General features: G+C 69.0%; 23 protein-coding genes and 1 pseudogene. 19 read left to right on the top strand and 5 right to left on the bottom strand.

Features of this window, described 5'->3' with window-relative positions:
* Positions 1-160: 160 nt before the first annotated feature.
* The 3 genes from ACPXB1_RS20925 to ACPXB1_RS20915 all read right to left on the bottom strand — a co-directional run bounded on the left by ACPXB1_RS20925 (position 161) and on the right by ACPXB1_RS20915 (position 2,125).
* A complete protein-coding gene (locus tag ACPXB1_RS20925) occupies positions 161-571 on the bottom strand; it encodes a type II toxin-antitoxin system VapC family toxin (RefSeq protein WP_425735682.1) in 411 nt (136 codons plus the stop codon).
* Positions 568-846: a type II toxin-antitoxin system Phd/YefM family antitoxin gene (locus ACPXB1_RS20920; RefSeq protein WP_425735681.1), complete on the bottom strand. Its 279-nt coding sequence runs from the start codon at positions 844-846 to the stop codon at positions 568-570. Before ACPXB1_RS20920 ends, ACPXB1_RS20925 begins: the two co-directional genes overlap by 4 nt.
* A 409-nt stretch (positions 847-1,255) precedes the next feature.
* Positions 1,256-2,125, bottom strand: coding sequence for an alpha/beta fold hydrolase (locus ACPXB1_RS20915; RefSeq protein ID WP_355596130.1), 870 nt, complete (start codon positions 2,123-2,125; stop codon positions 1,256-1,258).
* Between the two features lie 90 nt (positions 2,126-2,215).
* Here ACPXB1_RS20915 and ACPXB1_RS20910 point away from each other — a divergent pair, with 90 nt between their 5' ends.
* The gene (locus ACPXB1_RS20910) at positions 2,216-2,719 is read left to right on the top strand and encodes a CGNR zinc finger domain-containing protein (RefSeq protein ID WP_355596192.1); all 504 of its coding nucleotides are present in this window, start codon (positions 2,216-2,218) and stop codon (positions 2,717-2,719) included.
* 476 nt (positions 2,720-3,195) lie between these two features.
* Positions 3,196-3,318: pseudogene (locus ACPXB1_RS20905) on the top strand (VapC toxin family PIN domain ribonuclease); the annotation flags it as partial.
* A gap of 92 nt (positions 3,319-3,410) precedes the next feature.
* On the opposite strand, the gene ACPXB1_RS20900 reads toward ACPXB1_RS20905, so the two are convergent.
* Entirely contained in the window at positions 3,411-4,256 is an 846-nt protein-coding gene (locus ACPXB1_RS20900) for an aminopeptidase (protein ID WP_355596132.1), read from the bottom strand.
* A gap of 415 nt (positions 4,257-4,671) precedes the next feature.
* Between ACPXB1_RS20900 and ACPXB1_RS20895 the strand changes: the two genes are divergently transcribed.
* The 11 genes from ACPXB1_RS20895 to ACPXB1_RS20845 all read left to right on the top strand — a co-directional run bounded on the left by ACPXB1_RS20895 (position 4,672) and on the right by ACPXB1_RS20845 (position 17,697).
* The gene (locus ACPXB1_RS20895; protein ID WP_355629438.1) at positions 4,672-5,499 is read left to right on the top strand and encodes a cyclase family protein; all 828 of its coding nucleotides are present in this window, start codon (positions 4,672-4,674) and stop codon (positions 5,497-5,499) included.
* Positions 5,492-6,946, top strand: a complete 1,455-nt coding sequence (locus ACPXB1_RS20890) for an MmgE/PrpD family protein (RefSeq protein WP_355629441.1) — start codon at positions 5,492-5,494, stop codon at positions 6,944-6,946. Before ACPXB1_RS20895 ends, ACPXB1_RS20890 begins: the two co-directional genes overlap by 8 nt.
* Positions 6,943-8,409 carry a dihydroorotase gene (locus tag ACPXB1_RS20885; protein ID WP_425735680.1) on the top strand — a complete coding sequence of 489 codons (1,467 nt, stop codon included), beginning with the start codon at positions 6,943-6,945 and terminating at the stop codon, positions 8,407-8,409. Before ACPXB1_RS20890 ends, ACPXB1_RS20885 begins: the two co-directional genes overlap by 4 nt.
* Before the next feature lie 40 nt (positions 8,410-8,449).
* Positions 8,450-9,490 (top strand): hypothetical protein, encoded by a 1,041-nt coding sequence (locus tag ACPXB1_RS20880; protein WP_355629447.1) that lies wholly within the window; start codon positions 8,450-8,452, stop codon positions 9,488-9,490.
* Positions 9,491-9,524: 34 nt separating this feature from the next.
* Positions 9,525-10,904, top strand: coding sequence for an FAD-dependent oxidoreductase (locus ACPXB1_RS20875; RefSeq protein WP_425735679.1), 1,380 nt, complete (start codon positions 9,525-9,527; stop codon positions 10,902-10,904).
* 130 nt (positions 10,905-11,034) lie between these two features.
* Positions 11,035-12,099 carry a class I SAM-dependent methyltransferase gene (locus tag ACPXB1_RS20870; protein ID WP_355629452.1) on the top strand — a complete coding sequence of 355 codons (1,065 nt, stop codon included), beginning with the start codon at positions 11,035-11,037 and terminating at the stop codon, positions 12,097-12,099.
* 117 nt (positions 12,100-12,216) lie between these two features.
* Positions 12,217-12,468, top strand: a complete 252-nt coding sequence (locus ACPXB1_RS20865; protein WP_355596146.1) for a hypothetical protein — start codon at positions 12,217-12,219, stop codon at positions 12,466-12,468.
* Between the two features lies 1 nt (position 12,469).
* Positions 12,470-13,249, top strand: a complete 780-nt coding sequence (locus ACPXB1_RS20860; protein WP_355629455.1) for an SDR family NAD(P)-dependent oxidoreductase — start codon at positions 12,470-12,472, stop codon at positions 13,247-13,249.
* Between the two features lie 46 nt (positions 13,250-13,295).
* On the top strand, positions 13,296-14,657 hold the full coding sequence (locus tag ACPXB1_RS20855) for a RidA family protein (protein ID WP_355629458.1): 1,362 nt from the start codon (positions 13,296-13,298) through the stop codon (positions 14,655-14,657).
* Positions 14,654-16,429 carry a CocE/NonD family hydrolase gene (locus ACPXB1_RS20850; RefSeq protein WP_355629461.1) on the top strand — a complete coding sequence of 592 codons (1,776 nt, stop codon included), beginning with the start codon at positions 14,654-14,656 and terminating at the stop codon, positions 16,427-16,429. The genes ACPXB1_RS20855 and ACPXB1_RS20850 overlap by 4 nt, the downstream gene beginning before the upstream one ends.
* 5 nt (positions 16,430-16,434) lie before the next feature.
* Positions 16,435-17,697 carry a PucR family transcriptional regulator gene (locus tag ACPXB1_RS20845; protein WP_355629464.1) on the top strand — a complete coding sequence of 421 codons (1,263 nt, stop codon included), beginning with the start codon at positions 16,435-16,437 and terminating at the stop codon, positions 17,695-17,697.
* Here the strand turns inward: ACPXB1_RS20845 and ACPXB1_RS20840 are convergent.
* Positions 17,672-18,808 carry a flavin reductase gene (locus ACPXB1_RS20840; protein ID WP_355596156.1) on the bottom strand — a complete coding sequence of 379 codons (1,137 nt, stop codon included), beginning with the start codon at positions 18,806-18,808 and terminating at the stop codon, positions 17,672-17,674. The two genes, ACPXB1_RS20845 and ACPXB1_RS20840, sit on opposite strands and share 26 nt — an antisense overlap.
* A gap of 118 nt (positions 18,809-18,926) precedes the next feature.
* On the opposite strand from ACPXB1_RS20840, the gene ACPXB1_RS20835 reads away from it, so the two are divergent.
* The 6 genes from ACPXB1_RS20835 to ACPXB1_RS20810 all read left to right on the top strand — a co-directional run bounded on the left by ACPXB1_RS20835 (position 18,927) and on the right by ACPXB1_RS20810 (position 24,200).
* Complete coding sequence (locus ACPXB1_RS20835) at positions 18,927-20,027, top strand: LLM class flavin-dependent oxidoreductase (protein WP_053653316.1); 1,101 nt, start codon at positions 18,927-18,929, stop codon at positions 20,025-20,027.
* 13 nt (positions 20,028-20,040) lie between these two features.
* Complete coding sequence (locus ACPXB1_RS20830) at positions 20,041-20,580, top strand: carboxymuconolactone decarboxylase family protein (protein ID WP_167943090.1); 540 nt, start codon at positions 20,041-20,043, stop codon at positions 20,578-20,580.
* Positions 20,577-21,371, top strand: coding sequence for an alpha/beta fold hydrolase (locus ACPXB1_RS20825; protein WP_053653314.1), 795 nt, complete (start codon positions 20,577-20,579; stop codon positions 21,369-21,371). Before ACPXB1_RS20830 ends, ACPXB1_RS20825 begins: the two co-directional genes overlap by 4 nt.
* Positions 21,332-22,318: an NAD(P)-dependent oxidoreductase gene (locus ACPXB1_RS20820; RefSeq protein ID WP_369814768.1), complete on the top strand. Its 987-nt coding sequence runs from the start codon at positions 21,332-21,334 to the stop codon at positions 22,316-22,318. The genes ACPXB1_RS20825 and ACPXB1_RS20820 overlap by 40 nt, the downstream gene beginning before the upstream one ends.
* Positions 22,315-22,686 carry a VOC family protein gene (locus ACPXB1_RS20815; protein WP_053653312.1) on the top strand — a complete coding sequence of 124 codons (372 nt, stop codon included), beginning with the start codon at positions 22,315-22,317 and terminating at the stop codon, positions 22,684-22,686. Before ACPXB1_RS20820 ends, ACPXB1_RS20815 begins: the two co-directional genes overlap by 4 nt.
* Positions 22,687-22,778: 92 nt before the next feature.
* Positions 22,779-24,200, top strand: coding sequence for an amidohydrolase family protein (locus ACPXB1_RS20810; protein ID WP_355629478.1), 1,422 nt, complete (start codon positions 22,779-22,781; stop codon positions 24,198-24,200).
* The last annotated feature ends 5 nt before the right edge of the window (positions 24,201-24,205 follow it).

Raw genomic sequence — 24,205 nt, 5'->3', positions numbered from 1 at the left:
GGCGATCGTGGCGGTGTGGTTCGCATGGTGGTACCTCCGGCCCACCGCGAAACGGATACCCACACGGAGGGGTGCAAGGTCGCAGAAACGCAGGTAGCGGCCGATGTCCTGGCCGCGCTGCCGTACGGCGGCCGGCTCTGCGCCAGGGTTGACTGATGGGTCAGTTCTGGCCGGGGCTTGCTACGGGTAGTCCTGCTTCTTTGGCGCATTCGAGCAGCCGCCGGTCGTAGGTGACGAAGGCGGTGAGTGCCGTGCCGGACTCGTTGGTCAGCACTTGGGCGGTGGCGAGGTGGATGGCGTCGAGGCTGCGTAGCGTCGGCTCGGCGAACGCGGCTGCGGTCGCACGGATCGTGCTGTCGATCTCCAGTCGGAACAGCCGTCCGATGGCAGCCGGCACTCCGATCAATGCTTGCGGAGCTGATCGGCGCAGCGCTCTGGGCACTTCCACCTCCACGAGAGCGGAGGAGACCAGCGGCACGTCGTCGTGCTTGTTGAGCCAGGAGACAAGATCGGCGCTGCACATCTCTTGTCGAACCAGCTTGACGACGGCAGCTGAATCGAGATAGATCACCAGCGCTCCTCGTCGCGCATCGCAGCGAGCGAGGCGGCCACGTCCACATTGTCGTCACCGAGCTTTGGTGGAAGTGGTACAGAGCCGCCGCCGGTGGGGGCGACGGCTCGCCCTGCCGCTACCAACTTGGCCAACACCGACCTGTCGTCGCCTACCGGAACAAGTCGGGCGATCGGGTGTCCGCGGTCGGTGATCTCGACGGTCTCGCCGCCACTCACCCGAGCCAACACCTGGCTCGTGTTCTGGTTCAGCTCCCGGACACCGATGCGTTCCATGGACACGAGTGTAGAACTAAATGTTCTACGTTTCTAGCTCCTGGCGTCATCCGGGCTGCCTGTTCGCCGATAAGAGGTCGACGAGTTCCAGGCCGCGGCGACCGGCCGGCGGGCCGGGGGGTCGTGTCGGAACCATCGCGCATGACCCGAGGTCCGTGAGTGTGGCGAATTCAGGGTCAGCGGATCGCCTGCGATCGTGGCTGCGCGGTTCGCATGGTGGTACCTCCGGCCCACCGACCGATGTCATTCGGCTCTTGGCCTGCGCTTCTTGGCTCGTATGCCGTCCTGGGCGGGCGAGTCGGCAGACCGGCAACGCGACCAGCACCTCATGGCCCCCAACCTGGCATCGGCCAGCCACCGCCCATGGCGACCATGCAGTGGTCGACCATGTGCGGCGTTGACATTGAGGTCAGCTGGGGCTCAGTGCTCGGTCGAGGAAGGCCCTGGTGAGTTCGGTGACTTCGTCAAGATTGCTCTCCAGCAGGAAGTGCCCCCCGTCCAGGAGGTGCACCTCGGCGTCGGGCAGGTCTTCGCCGAAGGCTGTCGCTCCACCCGGTGAAAAGATCTGGTCGTTGCCACCCCATACCGCCAGTACGGGAATCCGGTTGATCCGCAGGTGCTCCTGAAGTCGGGGGTACAGAGCGCGGTTCGTCCGGTAGTCGTGGAACAGGCGCAGCTGGACCTCGTCGTTGCCCGGGCGCTGCAGCAGAGCGTGGTCCAGCGTCCAGGTGTCGGGGCTGACCACGCTCGGGTCCGGCACGCCGTGGGTGTACTGCCAGACGACGGCGTCACGTTCCAGAGCTGTGCGCACGGCCGCCTCGGTCTGCGGGTTGCGGTTCTCGCCGTACGTCCAGATCGGGTTCCAGAATTCGGGGACGAAGCCGGCCTCGTAGCCGTTGCCGTTCTGGCTGATGACGGCGCTGACCGGGCTGTGGGGCTGCAGGGCGAGCCGCCACCCGACCGGCGCGCCGTAGTCCTGCACGTAGATGGCGTACCGCTGCAGGCCGAGTTGGTCGAGCAGGCCGGCGGTGAGCCGGGCGAGCGAGTCGAAGCTGTAATCGAACTCGTCGACCGTAGGACTGTCCGACTGACCGAAGCCGAGGTAGTCGGGGGCGATCACGTGGTATCTGTCGGCCAGCCTCGGGATCAGCTCGCGGAACATGAACGAGCTGCTGGGGTAGCCATGCAGCAGCACCAGGGCGGGAGCGTCGGACGGACCCGCCTCCCTGTAGAAGAGCCGATGCCCCTCCACGACGGCGTATCGGTGGAACACTCGCATGTCTAACCTCCATTGCATGATTTGGTGGTTATGAAGCTAATGCTAAGCTCCTAACCATGCAAGCTGGCAATGGAGGTTAGTTCAGTGACCATGATCTCCACCGACGAGGAACTCCTGCTGTTCATCCTCAACAGCACCCCGGTGATCGACGGCGAGGCGAAGGACCTCCTCGCCGACGCGGCCGAGGCGCGATCGAGGCTGCGCGGCCTCGGCGGGACCGGCACCCGGGAGGAGTTGGACGCCGTACGCTCCGCCCGACCTCTGTTGCAGGAGGTGGCCCGCAGCGATCGCCCCGCCGACTCCCTCGCACCACTACTGGTCGGTGTGCATCAGGCACCCCGGCTGACAGCGACGCGGCTCGACTGGTCGCTGATCGCCCCGCCGGATCACCGCAGCGTCGCTCGGGCAGTGCTCAGCTGGGCCGCCTTGCGCGAAAGCGCGCCCGGCCGCCTCCGACCCTGCGCGAACGACGAGTGCCGCCTCTTTCTGGTCGACCGAAGTCGTTCGAACACCGCACGCTGGTGCTCGATGGCAACCTGCGGTAACCGACTGAAGGCCCGCCGGCACTACCGCAGGATTAGGACGGAACCCTGACCGGCCCGGGGGCGGCCGACGACAGCGATCTCCGCCACCTGGTCCAGGTCGTCCTCGAACAGGTCCGCGTACACGTCAAGGCGGCCCCGCCAGGCGGGCCGCGCCGGCCCAGCCGGCCACGCTTGGGAGTCACAGGATCGGAAGACCTCAGGGCTCTGCCCCGAACCCCGGCCCTCCTCAGAGATGCCGGGCGGATCACCTCGCCGGGCACCACAAGGTCTGGACGGTCTACGACTGCCCGACGAGGAGATCCACCAATAGGCGAGGCACGTTGAACCGTTACCGGTCAGGCGCATGCAAGCGCAGGTCTCACCGCTGCCTAAGCGCTCCTGCTCTCTCATACGCGCTCCCGAGAATGGGCTATCGGAGGTCGTGGTCCGGTTTAGATCTTGCAACCTCAACCAGACGTGAGCTCAAGCATGTCCAGCTGTGAGCGCGGTAACAGCAACGGAGCCGGACGGACCGTGAGCTAGTCAAAGGTCATGTCCATGATCAGAGGCAAGGTCCTAGGAGGGAAGCTCGGCCCTGCTCGGGCGCGGGAGGCGGTCGACACCCTGCCCTCGTTGGTCATCGATGACGTGGGCGTCGCAATGCTGCTTGTGGGAGGGCCCATGCTGGTGCCGCGCCGGGCGGACGTCACCGTGCAACCCAGCTCATCGCATTCGCCAATCTGGTGATGGCCGGCCTGTGACTATGCGGCGTCAACCTCGCGGGAACTGCGCGATGCGCCGACGGTCACCAGCCCCACACCGGCGAGCGTGATTGCGGCGCTAACGGCCCATGACACCTGAGGGAAGCTGTCCGCCGACGTGTTCACCCTCATCCCTGGCTCCAGGAACGCGTCGGTGGGAGGTCCGGTCGCGATCACCCAGTCTGACCATGCCGCAGCCAGTTCCGAGCAGGCGCGAGCCGCTGCGACTGACAGCAGGAACAACCCCAATGGGAGCAGCCGACGCCGGTCGGCCCGCCACCCTGACAGCGCGAATGCTCCCATGGCCACAACTGCTGCCAGCAACGCCGGCCACACCGTCGCGGCCAGGTCGAGCAGCGGTTGACGGTCGCTGCCGCGCGCGAGGCTCAGCCCGAGCCAGGCGAGCAGCACCAGCGCGAGGACGCTCGTCACCAGACCTCCGCGCCTGCCGCGTGACGGCAACGCCAACGCGCCAGCCGCGAGACAGACAACGCCGAGCAGCAGACCGAGGGCTGCGAGCCTCTCGCGGTCGATCATCTCCCGTGCCGGCTCCGACATGGCGGTTGTCGCCACCCCTTGGCCGTACGTCAGCCAGCCTGCTTCGTCGGCCTGCTGCTGCCACCAGAGCAGCCTTGTCGTCGCTACTGCGGCGAGTAGCCCGATGCCGGCGGCGATCGGCCACCTCACTCGACGTGCACCTCGTTGCAGCAGCACGTACCCGAGCAGGGCGAGCAACGTGACAAGTGTGAACTGCAACGACGCGGCAGGCATGGCGAGCAGCGTCGCCGCGATCGAGAGCAGACCAGCCACTGCGGATCCGACGAGCAGACCGGACGAGGGACGCATGGCCAAGATCGTGGCAGGAAGCGGACGCGAATGTGGCCCCGAAAGGGCTGCTCCCGACGGTATCTCCCTCGCATGCACGCTGCCTGAGAATTCCTTTATGCGGAACAGTGGTTCGGAATAGTCGGGCCCGGGCAGTCGGAATCAACCGTTCGGCTTGGCGAGCCAACTCTCAGACCTATTGACTTACCTGCGCGTACGCGACCTGCGGAACTGCTGCCAGTGCGGCTTGACGGGCAATCCGGCGGGAGCGGTCAAATCGGCGCTTGAAGCACGTCGCCCAAGCCACTGTTCCATGTAACGCAACCATGTTCCGCTCTGCGTTTTTCTCCGCTAGTCTTCCCTCACCACGACGGCGGGGGCCGGACGGCGAAGAGGGCCAACAGTGCCCTACCGAGAGCGGAGGGGCAGGGGTCACGTGCCGAACAACGTCTTGATCGAAGCCGTGCGGAAGGGGGTGCGCGTCTTCGACCTCGGTCGGCTTCTCTTCGTGGGAATGCCCCAGTCGCCCAACCACCCGCACTACTGGCACGCGCTGCCGCGCCGGCACGGGGACATGGTGCGGGCCGACGGCGGCTCCGCCTCGAACGACATCATCACGATGGGCACCCACGTCGGCACACACATCGATGCCTTCGCCCACGTGTCGCAGGACGGTCGCCTCGTCGACGGTTCGGACGCCTATGACGCCTCGGCGGGTGGTCGCTTCGCCAAGCTCGGAGCGCACACCATTCCCCCAATGGTGTGCCGTGGCGTCCTGCTCGACGTGCCGACGGCCCTCGGCACCCCGGAGGGGTGTGCTCCCGGCTACGAGATCACGCCCGATAACCTGGAGGCCACCCTCGAACGGCAGGGCGGGTCCATCGAGGCCGGCGACGTCGTCCTGATCCGCAGTGGCTGGGGGCGACACTTCGACAACCCGGACCGTTCCGTGTTCATCGGCGGCGACTCCGGCGTACCGGGCATCGGCGAGGCCGGCGCGCGTTGGCTCGCGGAGCGGGGAGTCCTCGCCGCGGGCGCGGACACCATCGCCTTCGAGTGCCTCCGGCCCGGCGCGGGGCACAGTGTCCTGCCCGCGCACCGGGTGCTGCTCGTCGAGTCGGGCATCTACATCATGGAGACGCTCGACCTTGAGGACCTCGCCGCGCAGCGCGTGCACGAGTTCGTCTTCGTCGCCTCGCCGCTCAAGTTCTACGGCGCGACCGGCTCGCCCATCCGCCCGTTGGCGGTGACGACCGGTGAATGAGGTGACCCTCGCGCAGACGATCGCGCGCTTCGCCGCCCAGACCCGCTACGAGGACCTGCCCCACGAGGTGGTGGCCAGTGTGCGGCAGCGAGTTCTGGACACCCTCGGCATCTGTATCGCGGCGCAGAGCCTCGACAGCAGCCGGGCGGTCATCGACTACGTCGCCGAGCAGGGCGGTGCTCCTCAGGCTCGCGCGATCGGCGTGCCGCACCGGGTTCCCGCCGCGCTGGCCGCCTTCGGCAACGGGGTGCTGGCGCACTCCCTCGACTACGACGACACGCACCTGCCGTCCGTACTCCACCCGAGCGCGAGCATCGTGCCGAGCGTGCTTGCCGCCGCCGAACGTGCCGGCGCCGATGGGCGTACGGCGGTCACTGCCATCGCCGTGGGCCTGGAGGTCTGCGTCCGCATCGGCATGGCCGGCTACGACCGGGAGGCCGGCAACTCCGTGTTCTTCGAGCACGGGCAGCACGCGACCTCCATCTGCGGTGCCCTCGGTGGGGCGGTGGCAGTGGGTGTCATCCTCGGTCAGAACGAGGAACAGCTCACGAGTTCCCTCGGGGTCGCGGCGTCCATGGCCGCAGGCATCATCGAGGCCAACCGCACCGGTGGCAACGTCAAGCGACTGCACTGCGGCTGGGCCGCGCACTCCGCCGTGACCGCCGCCGACCTGGTCAGCCGGGGCATCACGGGGCCGCCGACAGTCCTCGAAGGACGGTTCGGGTTCTTCCAGGCGTTCCTGCGCGGCGAGTTCGACGCCGCCGCCATCGTCGAGGGCCTGGGAACCGAGTGGGAGGTGCCCAGGATCTTCTTCAAGCCGTACCCGGCGAACCACTTCACCCACGCCGCCATCGACGCCGCCACCGGGCTGCGGCGCCGCGGAGTCGACCACCGCGAGGTACGTCGCCTCACCCTCGGTGCTCCCGCGCCGGTGATCCGGACGATCGGTGAGCCGATCGAGGGCAAGCGTCGCCCGACCACTGGCTATCAGGCCCAGTTCTCGGGCCCGTACGCGGTGGCCGTCGGCCTGCTCGGCGGAGGTGGTGGCCTCGGGGTCGCCCTCGACGACTACACCGACGCCCTCGCGGTCGACCCCACGCGTCGGGAGATCATGGACAAGGTGAGCGTCGTCGCCGACGACGAGTGCACCAAGATCTTCCCCAGCCAGTTCCCGGCGGTCCTCACCGCCGAACTCGTCGACGGCTCGGAGGTCACCGAGCGGGTCCTCGTCAACCGGGGCGGTCCGGAGAACCCGCTCTCCGACGACGAGGTCGCCCTCAAGTTCCGTGACAACGCCGGTCGGCACCTTCCCGAGACGGTGGTGGCGCGGATCGCCGCGCACTCGCTGGCTCTCGACGAATTGAGCGATGTCGGAATCGTCCTCTCGTCGCTCGACGACGCGGCGGATTCCGCGAACACCAGCGCCGCGCAGGAGGGCCAGCTATGAACTACGACCTCATCGTCCGCAACGTTCGTCTCGTCACCCACGAGTCGCCGCAGACCGTGCTCACCGACATCGCCGTGACGGACGGGCGGGTGGCCGCCGTCGGTCACCTCGGCGATGTCACAGCGACGACGACCGTCGACGGTGGTGGCAAGCTCGCACTGCCGGGTGTCGTCGACGCCCACCAGCACTGGGGCATCTACAACCCGCTGGAGATCGACGCGGAGACCGAGTCGAAGGCGGCTGCCCAGGGCGGCGTGACGACGGGCCTCAACTACATCCGCACCGGGCAGTACTACCTCAACAAGTCCGGCGCGTACCGGGACTTCTTCCCCGAGGTCCTCGAGCGCACGCAGGGCCGGGCGTACATCGACTACGCCTTCCACCTGGCGCCGATGTCCAAGGAGCACATCAGCGAGATCCCCGAGCTGATCGAAGAGCACGGCGTCTCGTCGTTCAAGATCTTCATGTTCTACGGCGGCTACGGCCTGCACGGCCGGTCGGCTGACCAGAGCTCGTTCCTGATGACGCCGGAGGGGGAGCGCTACGACCTCGCGCACTTCGAGTTCGTCATGCGCGGCATCCAGGCCGCCCGGAACGCCGCGCCGCAGATCGCCGACTCGATCTCGCTCAGCCTGCACTGTGAGACCGCCGAGATCATGTCGGCCTACACCGCGATGGTCGAGCAGGAGGGACAGCTCACCGGGCTCGAGGCGTACTCCGCTTCCCGGCCGGCGCACTCCGAGGGCCTGGCGATCTCCATCGCCTCCTACCTCGCGCACGAGACGCAGCTGGCGAACATCAACCTGCTGCACCTGAGTGGACGCAAGGCCGTCGAGGCTGCGCTGCTCATGGCGCGTACGTTCCCGCACATCAACTTCCGCCGCGAGGTCACCATCGGTCACCTCGTCGCCGACTACCACAGCGCGTCCGGCATCGGCGGCAAGGTGAACCCGCCGCTGCGCTCGCGTGACGACGTCGAGGGCCTGTGGGAGCACGTCCTCGCCGGCGAGATCGACTGGGTGGTGAGCGACCACGCCTGCTGCCGTGACGAGATGAAGTTCGGGTCCGAGCGTGACAACGTCTTCGTTGCCAAGTCCGGCTTCGGTGGCGCGGAGTACCTCCTGCCGGCGCTGATCAGCGAGGGCCGCAAGCGTGGCCTCGGCTGGGACCGGATCGCTGCCCTCACCGCCTGGAACCCGGCCGAGCGGTACGGGCTGTCCGGTCGCAAGGGCGTCATCAAGGTGGGCTACGACGCGGACTTCTGCCTCGTCGACGACTCCCGCTCGTGGACCGTACGCGCCGAGGACTCCCTGTCGACGCAGGAGTACACGCCGTTCGAGGACTTCGAGCTGTCCGCATCGGTCACCGACACGTTCGTGCGCGGCCACCACGTCCTGGCCGACGGCGCCATCCAGGGCGCGCCCCGCGGCGAGTACCAGCGGCGGCCGCTCACCAGCGAGTAAGAGACCCGGCAGGACGGCGTGACGGATGGGAGACCGCACGATGCGTATGGACGGGTTCGTCCTGGGGGCCGGCCCTGCCGGTCGCTGCGATGACTACCGGGTCGGCGGTGCCGTCGTGCACCGTACCGACGACGGCTGGCTCATGTGGTACTACTGCCGCGACCGGGCCTACGACCGGCCGGCGCCGGGAACGCTGGGGTCCGGGCGGGTGGCCCTGGCCACCTCGCGCGACGGCATCCGGTGGAAGCGGTACGACGGCCCTGACGAACTCGGCTCGGTGTTCGCCCCGAGCGGTGACCCGACGAGCTTCGACGCCTCCCATGTCGGGCTCACCGACGTCACCTTCGACGGCAGGCTCTGGCACCTCTGGTACTTCGGGGGTGACCTGACCGAACGGGCGAGCAGGACGGCGCTCGGTGCGGTGACGGGTCTCGGGATGCGCCCGGGGCACGCCACGAGCCCGGACGGGGTGACGTGGACACGCGTCCCCGGCCCGGCCACCGGCGGCGCCCTGCTCGACTACGCGCCGGACCGGCTGTACTGCGCGTGGCCGAACGTCTTCGGTGACCACGACGGGACGCTCTACGTCCAGACGACCTCACCGACCCTCGACCTCGGCACGTTCCGTACCGACACGTTCACGTCCACCGACGGGGTCGTGCTTACCGACGTGGGGCCGCTCGTCTGGGCCGACGGCGTACGGCAGTGGGACGAGGGGGGCATCGTGACGCGGCAGGTGCTCCCCAACCCGTTCGACGGGGGGCGTCGCTGGTTGATGCTCTACACCGGCCTCGACGAGCACCACGGCCGTTCGGTGGCGACAGCCGATTCCGACGACGGCCGGCACTGGCACCACCAGTCCGACGGTCCGGTACTGACCGCCGGGGAGCCCGGCGCGTGGGACAGCCTCGGAGCGGCGGCGACCCGGCTGGTCCCGGTCGACGGCCGGCTGCACCTCTACTACTACGGCTTCAGCTCGCTCGCCGACGACGACTCGCCACGCGGGATCGGCCTCGCGATCGCCGACCGCCGGCCAGGGGCATCGTTCCGACGCGTCAGGGTGCCCGACGAACAGCACTGAGGTGGCCTCTCGGGCACCCGAAGGAGGAAATGAGATGGCGGACGTCAACCTGCTCGTGGCTGGCGCGGGCGGCGGCATCGTCGCGGCGTTGCGGGCCCAGGAGCTCGGTCTCTCGGTCGCGGTGATCGACGCGAACGAGCACTTTCTGCGGGCGAACAACACGTCGATGTCGACCGCCATGATTCCGGGTGCCGGATCGCGGTTCCAGCGCGAGGCGGGAGTCGAGGACTCGCCGGAGACCTTCGCCGAGGACGTCCGACGCAAGACCAAGGGGCGTGCCAACCCGGTCGTCACCGAGGCGTTGAGTCAGATCTCGGCCCCCCTCGTCGAGTGGCTCGCCGACTCGCTCGAACTCCCGCTCGAACTCGTCACGGACTTCGAGTACCCCGGGCACACGCGGCACCGGTGCCACACAGTGCCGGGGCGGCACGGCACGATCCTGCTCGGCATGCTCCACCGTGTCGCCCGGGAGCGGGGGATCGACGTCATCGTCCCCGCGCGCCTGGTGACGGCCCGGCACGAGGGTGACGTCGTCATCGCCGTGACCGAGCAGCCGGACGGGACGCGGGAGGAGATCTCCTGCGACGCCCTCGTCCTCGCGACAAACGGTTTCGGAGCCGACCCGGCGCTCATCGCCGAGCACACCCCGGAGATCGCCGGCGCCGTCTACCACGGCAGCGAAGCCTCGCGCGGCGACGCCCTGCGCATCGGGCAGACGTTCGACGCGGCAGTCGACTGCATCGACGCGTACCAGGGCCATGGCGCGCTCTCGCTCAGCGGCACGCTCGTCGGTTGGGCGACTGTGATGCACGGCGGGTTCATCGTCAACACGAACGGGAACCGCTTCGCCGACGAGACCCAGGGCTACTCCGAGTTCGCGGCCCTCGAACTCACCCAGCCGGACAACCGCGCGTTCATCATCTTCGACCAGCGGATCCACGACGCCTGTCTCGCCTTCGAGGACTTCCGCCAGACCAAGGAGTCCGGGGTGCTGCGGCAGGGCAACTCGGTGGCCGAGCTGGCCGAGCGGATGGGTCTGCCCGCCGACCGGCTCGAGGCGTCCTTCACGGAGGCGGCTGCCGGCCGCCTCGGCGGGACCGACAGGTACGGGCGTTCCCGGTGGGGCGACGTGGACCTTGTCGCTCCGTTCTACGGGGTCGAGGTGCGTCCCGCGCTCTTCCACACTCAGGGAGGGCTTTCCGTTGACGCGACGGCGCGCGTCCTCAATGGCGCCGGTGCTCCCATTGCCGGGCTCTACGCGGCCGGTGGTGCCGCCGTGGGCATCAGCGGCAGGGGAGCGGACGGCTACCTGGCCGGCAACGGGCTGCTCGCGGCACTTGGACTCGCCTTCATCGCGGCCGAGGACGCGGGCCGGCGGCTGCTGTCGCGGACGGATGGCCAATCGGCCGTTTGACCAGGGTGAAAGCGGCTGTTCGAGTTGCGTCAGCCTCTTGTCCAGCCGACGATCACATCGCTACGCTGCACCCAGCGGAAAGACGTTACATATAAAGGAATCTGCGGCGCTCGCCCTTGGAGGTACGAACGTGAAGACGGGTCTCAAGCAGCGTGGCCGGGCCAACTTCAACCTGCTGGCGGATCTGGCCGCGTGGAGCGGCCGGGAGCTGCAGGCATCGGCCGAGCAGACGCTGGGCAGGCAGTTGGAGAGCAAGAGCCTCCCCGAAGGCGCTCGCGAGCGGCTGCGCCTCGGCTACGAACTGCTCGGCAACTCCAGGTCCTTTGCCTGGGACCGCTTCTACACCCGGGTCATCGCCGAGCGTCAGTACGTCGCGGCGCTGGAGGCGTACGAGGACGGAGAGGCGGAGATCCGGGCCGAGTACGAGGCGAACGCCGACAAGGGTGGGGTGCTCGAACTCAACCCGGACGTCGAGATCCCCGACTACTGGACGACGGAGTTCCACCTCACGCCCGGTGGCTGGGACGGCCACGAGCACATGGGCTTCATGATCCACGACTACGTCTACGACCTGATCTTCGCGACCGGCGGGATCGGCGCCATCAAGCCCGGCGACCACTTCTCCGACCTGCGCTACGTGGCCGCCGTCGAGGGCAACCGCGACCACTACGACAACATCCTCGAACTCGGCATCGGGACCGGCCGCTACGCCCTGGCGCTTCAGCGCGCCTACCCGAACGCGAAGATCCACGGCGTCGACCTCGGCGCGAGCGAGCTGCTGCACGCCAAGCTCATCGCCGCCCGCAGCGGCTTCGAATGGAACCTGCGCCAGGCCCAGGCCGAGGCCACCGGCTACGACGCGGACACCTTCGACCTCACCTCGGCCTTCATCCTCTTCCACGAGATCCCGGCGCCGGCTGCCAAGGCCGTCGTCCAGGAAGCCTTCCGGGTGACCAAGCCGGGCGGGGAGTTCCTGGTCGCCGACGTGGCGCCCTACAGCGAGCACGAGAACCTGTTCCGCTCCGTCGTGCTCGACTGGGAGACGGAGAACCGCAACGAGCCGTTCTGGCGTGGCGCGCTCCTCACCGACCGCAAGGCGCTGCTCGAATCCGCCGGGTTCGTCGACGTCCAGGAATACAGCGTGGGCACTGCCAACTACCCGTGGATCACCAAGGGCGTCAAGCCCGCCGCCTGAGGCACCACGCCCTCGATCTCGAGAAGCCAGCGCGGGTCGACATCCCCTACCGACGCTCGCTGTGAACGCCTGCGTCCGGGCGTCGGTCCGGCACCGCGCCACCCCTGAGAGGAAGCCATGGAAGTTCCCAAGTACCTGGAGAACGCGACGACCGACGATCTTGTTCGGATGATCGCGGGTCTCGCGGAGGAGTTGTGGGTGACCAAGGACCGACTTCTCGTCCTTGAGGAGATCCTCGCGGGCAAGGACCTGCTGTCGGACTCGACAGTCGACGAGCACCTGCCCTCCGAGCAGTTGCAGACAGTGCTCCAGCGTGAACGGACCCGCCTCATCAAGCGCGTTTTCGGCGCGCCGGAAATGGACCACTGACATGACTGCTCTCATCGACCCCGCGCTGCGCTCCACGCTTGGGCAGGCCCTCGGCCTCACCGGACGCACCATCGTCGTCACCGGCGCCAACTCCGGCATCGGGCAGGCTCTGGCCCTCGGCCTCGTCGAACTCGGCGCCAACGTCCTCGGTGTCGCCAGGCGTGCGGAAGGACTTGCCGCCGTCGCCGAGCAGGCCGGCCCCTCGTTCGCGTACGCCATCGCCGACGTCACCGACGAGGCTGCCGTCGAGGCGGCGATGGACCGCGCCGTCGAGACCTTCGGTGGTCTGCACGGTGTCGTCGCCAACGCCGGCATCGCCGTCGTCCAGCCAGCACTCGACGTCAGCGCCGACGACTTCCGCTCCGTCGTGGACACGAACATCAACGGCGTGTTCATCACGGCCCGCAGCGGAGCCCGGCGGATGACCGAGGGCGGCTCGATCGTCCTGACCAGTTCGAGCTTCGCCCGCCGTGGCTTCCCCGACTGGTCGAGCTACAACGCGAGCAAGGCCGCCGTGTCGATGCTCGCCGAGACCCTCGCCGTCGAGTGGGCGTCGCGCGGCGTACGCGTCAACGCGATCGGCCCGACCGCGACGCTGACACCTGTCAACGAGGCGCTCTTCGCCGACCCGGGCTTCACCGCGTCAGTCGTCGCGGGCATCCCGGCCGGCCGCATTCTCGACGCCCGTGAGCTCATCCTGCCCACCGCGTTCCTGCTCAGCCCGCTCAACGAGATGGTCCTCGGCCAGACGCTGATGGTCGACGGCGGCCAGACCCTCTGAAACGGCTTCGAGACGGCTTCGAGCACCACAACCCTGGAGACCTCGCATGACCCAGAACAGCCCCCGCGTCGTCCACGACGTACCCGACGCGTCCTTTCCTGACTGGTACCCGAGCAGCCCGGTAGTCACCGCCGGCCCGTTCGCGTTCACCGCCTCGATGAGCGCCACCGACTTCGACAACGGCGGCCTCGCCGAGGCAGCCCAGGCCGAGCCCGGCCTGCCGCTGCACAGCGGCCACCCTGTGAAGAAGCAGGTCCGCGAGGTGTACCGCCGCCTCGACTCCGCACTCACCGTCGCCGGGTCGAGCCTCGAACAGGGCGTGTGCATCAACCAGTGGCAGCCGACCTTCCACACCGACGGTCACCTGGACCCGGAGTGGACGCCGCGCTACCAGACCCACTGGGAGGACTGGCGTTTCGTCGCGCACTCCTACATCCAGGGCCGCGACGAGTTCCTGCTGTCCGACCGTCCGGCGAGCTGCCTGCTGCCCGTCGAGCGTCTGCTCGCCACCGACACCCACGTCGAGATCCAGCTCATCTCGCTGCTCAACGACTCCGGCATCGAGAAGCGGGCGTACGCGCACGACGTCCACAACCCGCTCGGCGGCTACTCGGTCGGTGTCGAGTCCGGCCCGTACCTGTTCAGCGCCGGCTTCATCCCCACCGACTTCGAATCCGGTCTGCACCCGAACGCCAGGGTGCCGCAGCACATCTGGTACGGCAACCAGGTCGCCGCGGAGACCGACGAGACGCTGCGCCAGATCCGCATCACGATGGAGGCGGCCGGCGGGCAGTGGAGCGACGTCATCAAGGTCGTCATCTACCTGACGCCCGAGGGCGTCCGGCAGTTGCCCGCCATCGACGAGGTCTGGGCCAAGCACTGGCCGACCGAGCCGCCGGCGCGCACCATCGTCCCCGTCTCCGGCATCGGCGGAGTCAAGGGCGGCAACGTCGAGATCTACGTCATCGTGGCGCGCCCCGAGCACGGCGGCGACCGCCACATCGTGCACACCGACAACGCGCTCGCGCCCATCGGGCACCAGGTCCAGGCGGTCCGCAGCGGCTCCCTGCTGTTCCTCTCCACCCAACTCGGACGGACCGCCTCGGGTGCGCCCGACAGCGCCCTCGCCCGGAGCCTGCCGCACACCCGCCGGCACATCGTCGACCAGGTGCGACGCATCCACGACGACGTCGCGGCGATCTGCACGGCCGCCGGGACGTCGATCGAGAACGCGGTCCGCGCCGACCTGTTCCTGTCCGACCTCGAAGACGTACCCGCCGTCTTCCAGGCCTGGCCGGAGCCCTTCACCAACGGGCTGCCCGCCGCCGGGTTCTACGAGATCCCCAAGGGCTTCCAGGAGGTCCCCGGCTGCGACCTCAGCGTCGACCTCATCGTCCACATCCCGTGAGCAGCGAGGCGTACCGGACCGTGACCGAGACCAACGCCCGCATCGACGAGGTCCGCGACGGCATGCGGATCCTGTGGGACGTCACCATCACGATGGACGACGGCCTGCCACTCGCCGCCGACGTGTTCCTGCCGGAGCAGCCCGGACAGTATCCGGTGCTGATCAGCTACGGCCCGTACGCCAAGGGGCTGCCCTTCCAGGAGGGCTACCCCACGGCGTGGGAGGCGTTGTCGAGCAGCCACCCCGACGTCGTCGAGGGCAGTTCCTGCGCGTACCAGAACTGGGAGGTCGTCGACCCGGAGAAGTGGGTGCCGCACGGCTACGCGGTGGTCCGGGTCGACTCCCGGGGCTGCGGTCGCTCGCCCGGCTACATCGAGCACTTCTCCGCGCGCGAGACGGCTGACTACGTCGCGTGCATCGAGTGGGCGGCGAACCAGCAGTGGTCGACAGGCAAGGTCGGCACCTCCGGGGTGTCGTACTTCGGGATGAACCAGTGGCAGGTCGCTGCGGAGCGGCCCCGTGGCCTGGCTGCGGTCTGCATCTGGGAGGGCGCGAGCGACTTCTACCGCGACGCGTCCCACCACGGCGGCATCCTGTCGACGTTCTGGGAGCACTGGTACGACAAGCAGATCAAGGTCGTCCAGTACGGCCTCGGTGACCGTGGCCCGGTCAACCCCATCACCGGGCTCAACGTGTGCGGCGACGAGACTCTCAGCGACGACCAGCTCGCCGCGAACCGCAGCGACTTCGGCGCGATCATCCGCTCCCACCCGCTGCTCGACGACTGGTACCGCGAGCGCTCCGGCGTGCTGGAGAACATCGAGGTGCCGTTGCTCAGCGCGGGAAACTGGGGCGGCTCCGGGCTGCACCTGCGCGGCAACGTCGAGGGCTTCCTGCGCGCCGGCAGCGCGCAGAAGTGGCTGGAGATGCACGGCCTGGAGCACTGGACGACGTACTACACGGACTACGGGCGACAGATCCAGCTCGCGTTCTTCGACCACTTCCTCAAGGGCGTCGACAACGGCTGGGACCAGCGCCCGCCGGTGAGTCTGCTCGTCCGCTCACCGGGCGAGGTCTACGAGGAGCGGGTCGCGTCCGCGTGGCCGCTGCCCGAGACGGCGTGGCAGCGCCTCGAACTCGACCCCGTCCGGCTGGACCTCGTCGAGAAGGGCGACGCCGCGGCGGGATCCGTCGAGTTCTCCGGCGAGCAGGACGTCACGTTCCGGCTCCCGGTGTCGGACGTCGATCGCGAGGTCAGCGGCCCGGTCTCGGCGAAACTGTTCGTGTCCACCGACTCGGACGACGCCGACATCTTCCTCACCGTGCGGCTGTTCGACAGCGAGGGCAAGGAGGTCACCTTCGCCGGTGCCGTCGACCCCAACGCGCCGATCAGCATGGGGTGGCTGCGCCTGAGCCATCGCGAACTCGACGAGGTCGCCTCCACCGAGTGGCGGCCGATCCACCCGCACTCGCGCACCCTGCCCGTCGAGGCGGGCACCGTGTACGAGGTCGACGTCGAGGTCTGGCCGACCTGCATCGTCGTTCCCGCCGGTCACACGCTCGCGGTGACAATCGGCGGCCGGGACTACGAGAACCCGGAGCTCAAGGACGCGGTGACGATGTCCAACTTCAAGAACGCGATGAAGGGCTGCGGGCCGTTCCTGCACGACGACCCGATCGACCGCCCGGCGCAGCGGTACGCCACACGGGTCAGCATCCACTGTGGAGGCGACCACCGATCGAGCATCCTGCTGCCCTTCCAGGAGCGCTGATCGTCGTGTCCGCGGACTCCGTGGGTCTCCCGCAGCTTCCCCCGTGGCTGCGGGAGGCCCTACGGTCTGCCGTCTCGGCGGAACTGGTCGAGCGGGTCGTGGCAGTCGACCTCGACGCGGCCTTCGACCATCTGCGCGACGACGAGGAGTTCGTCGCGCAGTTGACAGCGAGCGTCACGGAGAACGTGCGCACCCTGCACCGGGTGGCGATGGGCGAGGTCCGCATCGAGGAACTCGACCTCGTGCAGCCCCGACGCCTCGCCGTGGTCCAGGCCCGGCGGCGCGTCGTGCAGGCATCACTGCAACTGTCGTACCGGGTCGGATTCCTCACCGTCTGGCGGGACTGGGTGGCCCGCCTCGACGCCGTCGAGACGGACCCGGTCCGCCGGGGCGAGGGCGCCCGCCTGCTCACCGAACTCGTCATGGCCTACCAGAACGCGGCACTGGCCCAGGTCGCCCGGGAGCACATGCTCTCCGAGGAGAGCCTCCAGCGGTCGCGGGACCACCTCCGCTTCCGGCTCGTCAAGGACCTGCTCAGCGACGATCACGTACCGGACAAGTTCGAACTGCTCGGGCTCGGCTACGACATCGACGCCGACCACATCGCAGTGGCCACGCGTGGCGATGCCGGTGGCACCGACTGGGTGCGACGCGCCCAGAGCGCCTGCGCGGTGACGGACGTCCTGCACCACCCCGAGCAGGACGGCACCCAGGTGCGCTTCCTCGCCCGCCGCGCGTGGACCGCCGAGGCGCGGACGGCACTACGCCGGCTGCTCGTCGAGGGCGGTATCGCCGCCGAGGTCAGCGCACCCGCCCGGGGTCTTGAAGGGCTGCGCCACAGCTACGGCCAGATCGGGCGGATTCGTCGGATCCGGGAGGCGTTCGCCGGGAAACACCGACGCCACCAGCTCGCCGGTGACGGCGTCCTCGAATACGCCGACGTCCGCCTGGAGGCGATCTTCCTCGACGACCTGCCCATGGCGGCGCAACTCGTCGAGGAGGAACTAGCGGCCCTCAGCGGTAGCGGCAGCGGGCTCGACGTGCTGCGCGAAACGCTGTGTGTCTGGCTGCGCGAGCGCAACTACGCGGCGACAGCGCGCGCCCTGCACCTGCACGAGAACACGGTGCGCAACCGCATCCACCGGATCGAGGAGATGCTCGGCCACGACCTCCAGTCCCGCCAGGCCGAACTCATGCTCGCGCTACGCCTGCACGACCTGCTCGCCGGCCTGGACGAGACCGTCATACCGATCCGCCGTGTGAGGTGAGCAGTTCCCGGGCCCGCTCGGTCGCCAGCACCGCGTACTGCCGCATCGCCGTCTTGACGGCGTCCAGGTCACGCTGCTGGTAGCCGCCGACGATCCGCTTGTGGACGTCGACGAACTGCGAGGAGCTCTTCCGGGTCTTCCCGAAGCTCTGCGCCATGATCGTCGGCATGGCAAGCGCCTCGTACTGGGCGATGGCGCGCCGGTTGCCCGACAGGCCGACGAGGAAGCGGTGGAACCTGTCGTTGGCGGCGAGGTACGCGTCGAAATCGGTGAACTCGTCGTTGAGGATGAACCCGCACAGTTCGCTGCACAGCTGGTCGAGGACGGCAAGGTCCTCCCCGGTCACCGAGCCGACCGTCAGATCGGCGATCCCCGTCTCGATGATCGCGCGCGCCTCGAACGCCTCAGCGGCGTCGTCGACGGTGAAAGGTGCGACCCGGTGGCCGTAATCCGTCGACGTGACGAGCCCTTCCCGGCGCAGCGTCGACAGTCCGGCGAGGACGGCGGCCGGCTCGACGTCGAGGCGTCGGGCCAGCTGCGGGACGTCGATGTCGTCGTTGCCGTCGATCTCCCGCGCGAGGATCATGTCCCGCAGCCGCTGGTACACCTGGTTGAAACGGTCGAGGGTGAGGCCACCGAACCCGCCGCGGAAGTACGTCAGGGGCAGGCCCTCGCGCGCCTGCGCGTCAAGCGCCCTACCGATGAAGATGCTGTGGCTGCCCGCCTGCACAGTGTCGGACACCTCGCACTCGATCGAGGCGAGCGCGTCGGTGAGGACGGGATTGCCGAGGACACCCTCGTGGGTGCGTACGCCCGTGAACTTGTCGTCGCTGGGGCGGGCGAACTGTAGCGCCAGCTGCTCCTGACCCTCGCCGAGGATGTTGAGGCAGAACGTGCCCGCCTCGGCGATGCTGCGCTCGGTCGGTACCGAGCGGTTCACGCACACAAGCACCATCGGCGGGTCGAGCGACAGGGAGGTGAGCGCACTCACCGTCATGCCCGCGCGTGCCTGGACGCCTCGCGAGGTGAGGATGGCGACGCCGGTGGCGAAGCAGCCGACGACGTTGCGGAAATGGTCACGGTCAACGTGTGGCGTCCGAACGACGGTCATGGACCCGAGTCAACATCCGAGCGGAGGGCAAGACAATCACGCCTTCCCACAACCTGCCCTGGTCAGGTTGTGGGAAGCCGTAATTGTTCGGGGATTGACCAGCGGATTGACTGATCTCGTGAGACTCGGATACTTCGCCATGCCGCTGCACCGTCCCGGACGTCTGTGGACGGAGACCCTCCATGAGGACCGTGAGGCGGTCATCCTCGCCGATCGGCTCGGTTTCCACGACGCCTTCATCGGTGAGCACCTGACGGACAACCTTGAGAACATCACCAACTCGATGCTGTTCCTGGCGACGCTCGTCAACGACGCGCCACGGATCAAGCTGGCAACCGGGACGACGAACCTGTCCCACCAGCACCCGGCGCTCGTAGCGGCGAACGCGGCGATGTTCGACCACCTGACCGGTGGCCGGTTCATCTTCGGCATCAGCCCGGGGGCGCTGCCGTCGGACGCCGAGGTGCTCGGCATCCTCGACGAGGACCGCAACGCGATGTTCGCCGAGGCCATCGAGGTCATCCTCAAGATCTGGGAGGGCGAGCCGCCGTACGACATCGTCTCTGCCAGCGGGCGCTTCAACGTCTCGACGCGACGGTCGATGGACCTGCCGCTCGGCGTGGGCTACCTGCCCAAGCCCCTGCAGAGCCCGCGTCCGGAGATCGTCGGCACCGTCGTCGCGCCGTTCTCCAAGGGCGTCGTGGAGATGGGCCGCAAGGACTTCCACCCCCTGTCGGCGAACTTCCTGCTCCCGCAGTGGGTGGCCACGCACTGGGGCAAGTACGTCGAGGGCAAGCAGGCCGCCGGGGTCGAGGCGGACCCGGCTGACTGGCGGATCGCGCGGACGGTCTTCGTCGCCGACACCGAGCAGGAGGCCCGTGCCTACGGGCGCGACGACGCGAACAGCCCCTACCGCTTCTACTACGAGCAGATGCTGCGCAAGATGACCAAGCTCGGGCGGCTGGGTCTGTTCAAGCGCGACCGCAACGAGCCGGACGAGGCCATCACCATCGAGCGGGTCCTCGACGACCTCGTCATCTGCGGTACGGCCGAGCAGGTGGCCGAGCAGCTCGTCGCCTTCCAGGAGGAGACCGGCCCGTTCGGGGAACTCGTCTACGCCGGCCTCGACTGGGTCGACGAGAAGCTCGCGCGCCGGTCGATGGAACTCATGGCGACCGAGGTCATGCCGCTCGTCGAGAGGCACGGCAGCGGTGCGTGACAGGATGCCCCAGTTGCCGACGGCGGTCCTGACGCCGGAGCAGCAGGAGGCGGTCGCGGCGATCAGCGCCGGGCCACGGGGTGCTCTCTTCGGGCCCTTCGTCCCCCTGCTGCGCAGCCCCGGTGCGATGGTCCGGCTCCAGGAGGTCGGCGCGTACCTCCGGTTCGGGTCCGGCCTGCCCAAGGCGGTTCTCGAACTGGCCATCCTCCAGGTGGCCCGCGCCCGGAACCAGGCGTTCGAGTGGGGCTACCACTGCCCGCTCGCCCTCGACGCGGGCGTGCCCCGGGACGTCGTGGCGGACGTCGCGGCCGGCCGGGAACCGCGTTCGATGCAGGAGCCGCTGGCCACGGGCTACGCGATCGTCGCCCACGTGCTCGCCGACGACGCGATCCCCGACGAGCTCTACGACAGGGCGATCGACCTGCTCGGCGAGGAGGGTCTCATCGACCTCGTCGTGTGCGCGGGCTACTACACGACCCTCGCCATGGTCATGAACACGACGGGGACCGACGCCGACGCACTCGACCCGCCCGTCGAGATGAGTACGTCATGAGCGCCGTGGTGGTCAGCGGGCGCACCCTGCGGGAGGGTTCCGGCCCGACAGTCGTGCTGCTGCACCCGCTCGGCGCGGGCGCCGACTTCTGGACCGCGGCCGCCGCCGAACTCGACGGCTTCGGCGTGTACGCCGTCGACCTCCCGGGGCACGGTGGCTGCCCGGTCCCCGAGGACCCCTACGACACTGCGGACGTGGCGACCGCGCTCGCGACGCACCTGCGCGGTCTCGGTCACGAGAACGTCCACGTGGTGGGGCTGTCCCTCGGTGGCCTGATCGCCCTTGAGCTCGCCGTGCACGATCCCGGACTCGTCGCCAGCCTCGTGGTGGCGGCAGCCGTCCCGACGTACCCGCAGGACTGGCGCGAGAAGTGGCGCGCTCGCGCCGCCGAGGTCGTCGGTTCGGGCATGGCCCCGTTCGTCGAGCCCACACTGCAGCTGTGGCTCACCCCCGAGGCGCTCGCCGCCGACGGGCCCGAGGTCAGCTACGTACGCCGCGCTCTGGCCGGCACCGACCCGCGCGGCTACGCCCTCGCGTGCCTGGCGCTCGCGACAGCCGACGTCACGCCGCGACTCGGCGAGATAACGGCGCCGACCCTGCTCATCGACGGCCAGCTCGACGCGCCGCTGTTCCACGACGGCGCAGCCCGCCTCGCCGAGGCGATCACCGGCTCCCGCCGCGCGGTCGTCGCCGGGGCGCGGCACGCCAGTGCCCTGGAGTTCGCCGAGCCCTTCGCGCGGCTCGTCGGGGACTGGGCGCGCGTCGGCCACGTCGAAGGGAGCAGGTCATGACCGCGACGGCTCGACCGCGCGTCGGCTTCGTGGGGCTCGGTGTGATGGGCTCGGCGATGGCGGGCAACGTCCTGGCCACCGGCGCCTTCGAGGTCGGCGGCTTCGACATCGACGCGGACCGGCGCCGGGCGTTCGCCGAGGCCGGCGCAGTGGCGTACGACGACCTCGCCGCGCTCGCCGCCGCCAGCGACATCGTGCTCACCTCGCTGCCGAGCGCTGCGGCCTTCGCCGCCGTCCTCGACGGACTCGCCGCGCACGCACGCCCCGGGACCGTCGTCGTCGAGACGAGCACCCTGGACCTGCGTACCAAGCTCGACGGGGCGGCCCGCCTCGCAGGGGCGGGCATCGAGATGCTCGACGCTCCGGTGAGCGGCACCGGCGCGCAGGCCCGGACCGGCGACCTCATCGCCTACGTCAGCGGAGCGCCGGAGGCGATCGAGCGGGCCAGGAGCCTCGTCGAGGCGTTCACCCGCGCCCACTTCGAGCTCGGCGATGTCGGCAAGGGCACTCTCATGAAGCTCGTGGCGAACCACCTTGTCGCTGTGCACAACGTCGCCGCGGCCGAGGCGCTCGGGTTCGCCCAGGACCTCGGCCTCGACCTGCGGCAGGTGCTGGCCGCAGTCGGGGACGGGGCGGGAGCCTCCCGGATGTTCGGCGTTCGTGGTCCCGACATGGTGCAGGGGCGCTACGAGCCGGCGAGCATCCGGATGGACGTCTTCGCCAAGGATCTCGAGATCATCGGCACGGCCGCGGCCGAGGCGGGCACCGCGACACCACTGTTCGACGCCGCCCGGGCCGTCTACCGCGACGGTCTGTCCGACGGCCTCGTGGCCAGTGACACCGCCGTCGTGTTCGAGGTCCTCCGACGGCAGCCACGCCCAAACGAACCGGCGCCCAGCGGGCGACGGGAATCCACGTCGATCACCGACAGAAAGGAACAGCCATGATCACCGGAATCCGCGGTGTGAACATCAAGGTCCGTGACCAGGACAGGTCGGCGAGCTTCTGGACCGAGCAGGTCGGCCTGGAGGTCGTCAGCGACGTCGTCATGCCCGACTTCGCTCCGCGTCGCTGGCTCGAGACCGCCGCCTCGTCGCGCAACGCGCTGATGGTCCTGCACTGGCCGGTCTTCGACGAGGTGGAGTTCTACTCGGGCATCACCTTCACCTGCGATGACATCCACGCGACCTACGAGGAGCTGACCGCCAAGGGCGTCGAGTTCGTCTCCGAGCCGGTCCTGGCCAACTTCGGCTGGTGGGCGTCGTTCAAGGACCCCGACGGCAACGTGTTCGTCGTACGGCAGGAAAAGGGCTGAGCGGCGTCTAGGTCCCGCGCCCGCCGGGTCTCCGGCGGGCGCGGGCATCAGCGGGGACGACATCACACGACGGGGCTGGAAGGTGGTTGACGATGGTGGAACGTACGGTGATCCTTCCTCGCTGGGTGTACCTCGGCGCCGGTGAGGTACGCACGGGCGCGGCGGTGGTCGTCGAGGGCGATCGGATCGTTCAGATCCTGCCGGCCGAGCAGGCCGAGGGCATCGACGGCCGGCGGATCGAGCTGACCGACAAGGTCCTGCTGCCGGGTCTGATCAACATGCACACGCACGCGGGAGCCGGCCCGGTCGGCAGGGCCATCTCCGAGGACTACGAACTGCCGACGGGCATGCCGTTCTACGTGCCGCTGTCGCGGCTGTGGCGGCACGCGTACCGCGAGGAGCTTCGGGAGCAGTTCCGCGCGGTAATCGAGTGGGACGTCCTCGGCATGATGCGGACCGGAACGACGACGATCCTCAACCACGCGTCGACGGACATCGAGGGCTACCTGCACATCGCCGAGCGGGTCGGGGTACGCACCTTCGCCGGCCCGACGATCCCGCTCGACGTCACCCACCGTCTCGGGCAGCTCTCCGGTGGGCTGGAGGACCGCAAGCAGACCACCTCGGAGCAGGCCCAGTTGGCCGAGCTCGAAGAGCTGGAGCGGCTCTTCGGGGAGTGGGACGGCGCCGCGGACGGGCGGATCACGATGATCCTCGGACCGGCCGCTGTGCACACCGACGAATTCAGCGTGCTCGCCGGGGTGGGCGCGGCGGCGCAGCGACTCGACTGCCTCGTCACGACGCACCTGTGTCAGGCGCCGAGCGAACTCGCCACCACCCAGGAACGGTTCGGCACGACCCCGCTGCGGGTCCTTCAGCGCGCCGAGCTGGCCAACGAGCGGCTGATCGCCGCGCACGGCACCTACCTGCCGGACGAGGACCGCCAGCTCGCCGCCGACACCGGGATCACCATCGTCCACTGCGCCTCGCGCAAGGCGAAGGAAGCTGTCATCTCGCCGTCGGTCTCCTTCATGGACTCGGGCATCTCCGTCGCGCTCGGCACCGACGGCTTCAACTGCGACATGGTCGAGGAACTGAAGTTCACGGCGATGCTCGGCAAGATCGGCGTCGCCCAGTCGCACCGGCCGACGGCCGCCCAGGTCGTCGACCTCGCGACGAGCCACGCCGCCTCGGTCCTGCGCCGCCCGGACCTCGGCGTCATCAAGGAAGGTGCGCGGGCCGATCTCATCGGCGTCGCCATCACCGACCCGTCGATCGCACCGGCCCTGGACGTCGTCCAGTCCCTCGTCTACTACGGCAACGGCCGCGACGTGCAGTTCGAGATGGTCGACGGCGCCGTCGTCATGGAGGACGGCACCTTCGTCGGCGTCGACATCAACGGCGTTCGCGCTCGTGCGGAGGCGGCCCTCACCTCGATCTGGGAGTCGGCCATCGACGCGGGGGTCGTCAACGAGGTTCTCCCGAGCATCAACCGGTCGCAGGCGCTCGCCTAGCTCCG

The organism is Micromonospora sp. DT68 (genome assembly GCF_049847245.1).
GTDB classification, from domain to species: Bacteria; Actinomycetota; Actinomycetes; order Mycobacteriales; family Micromonosporaceae; genus Micromonospora; species Micromonospora profundi.
This window is presented reverse-complemented; position numbering and strand designations above follow the sequence as displayed.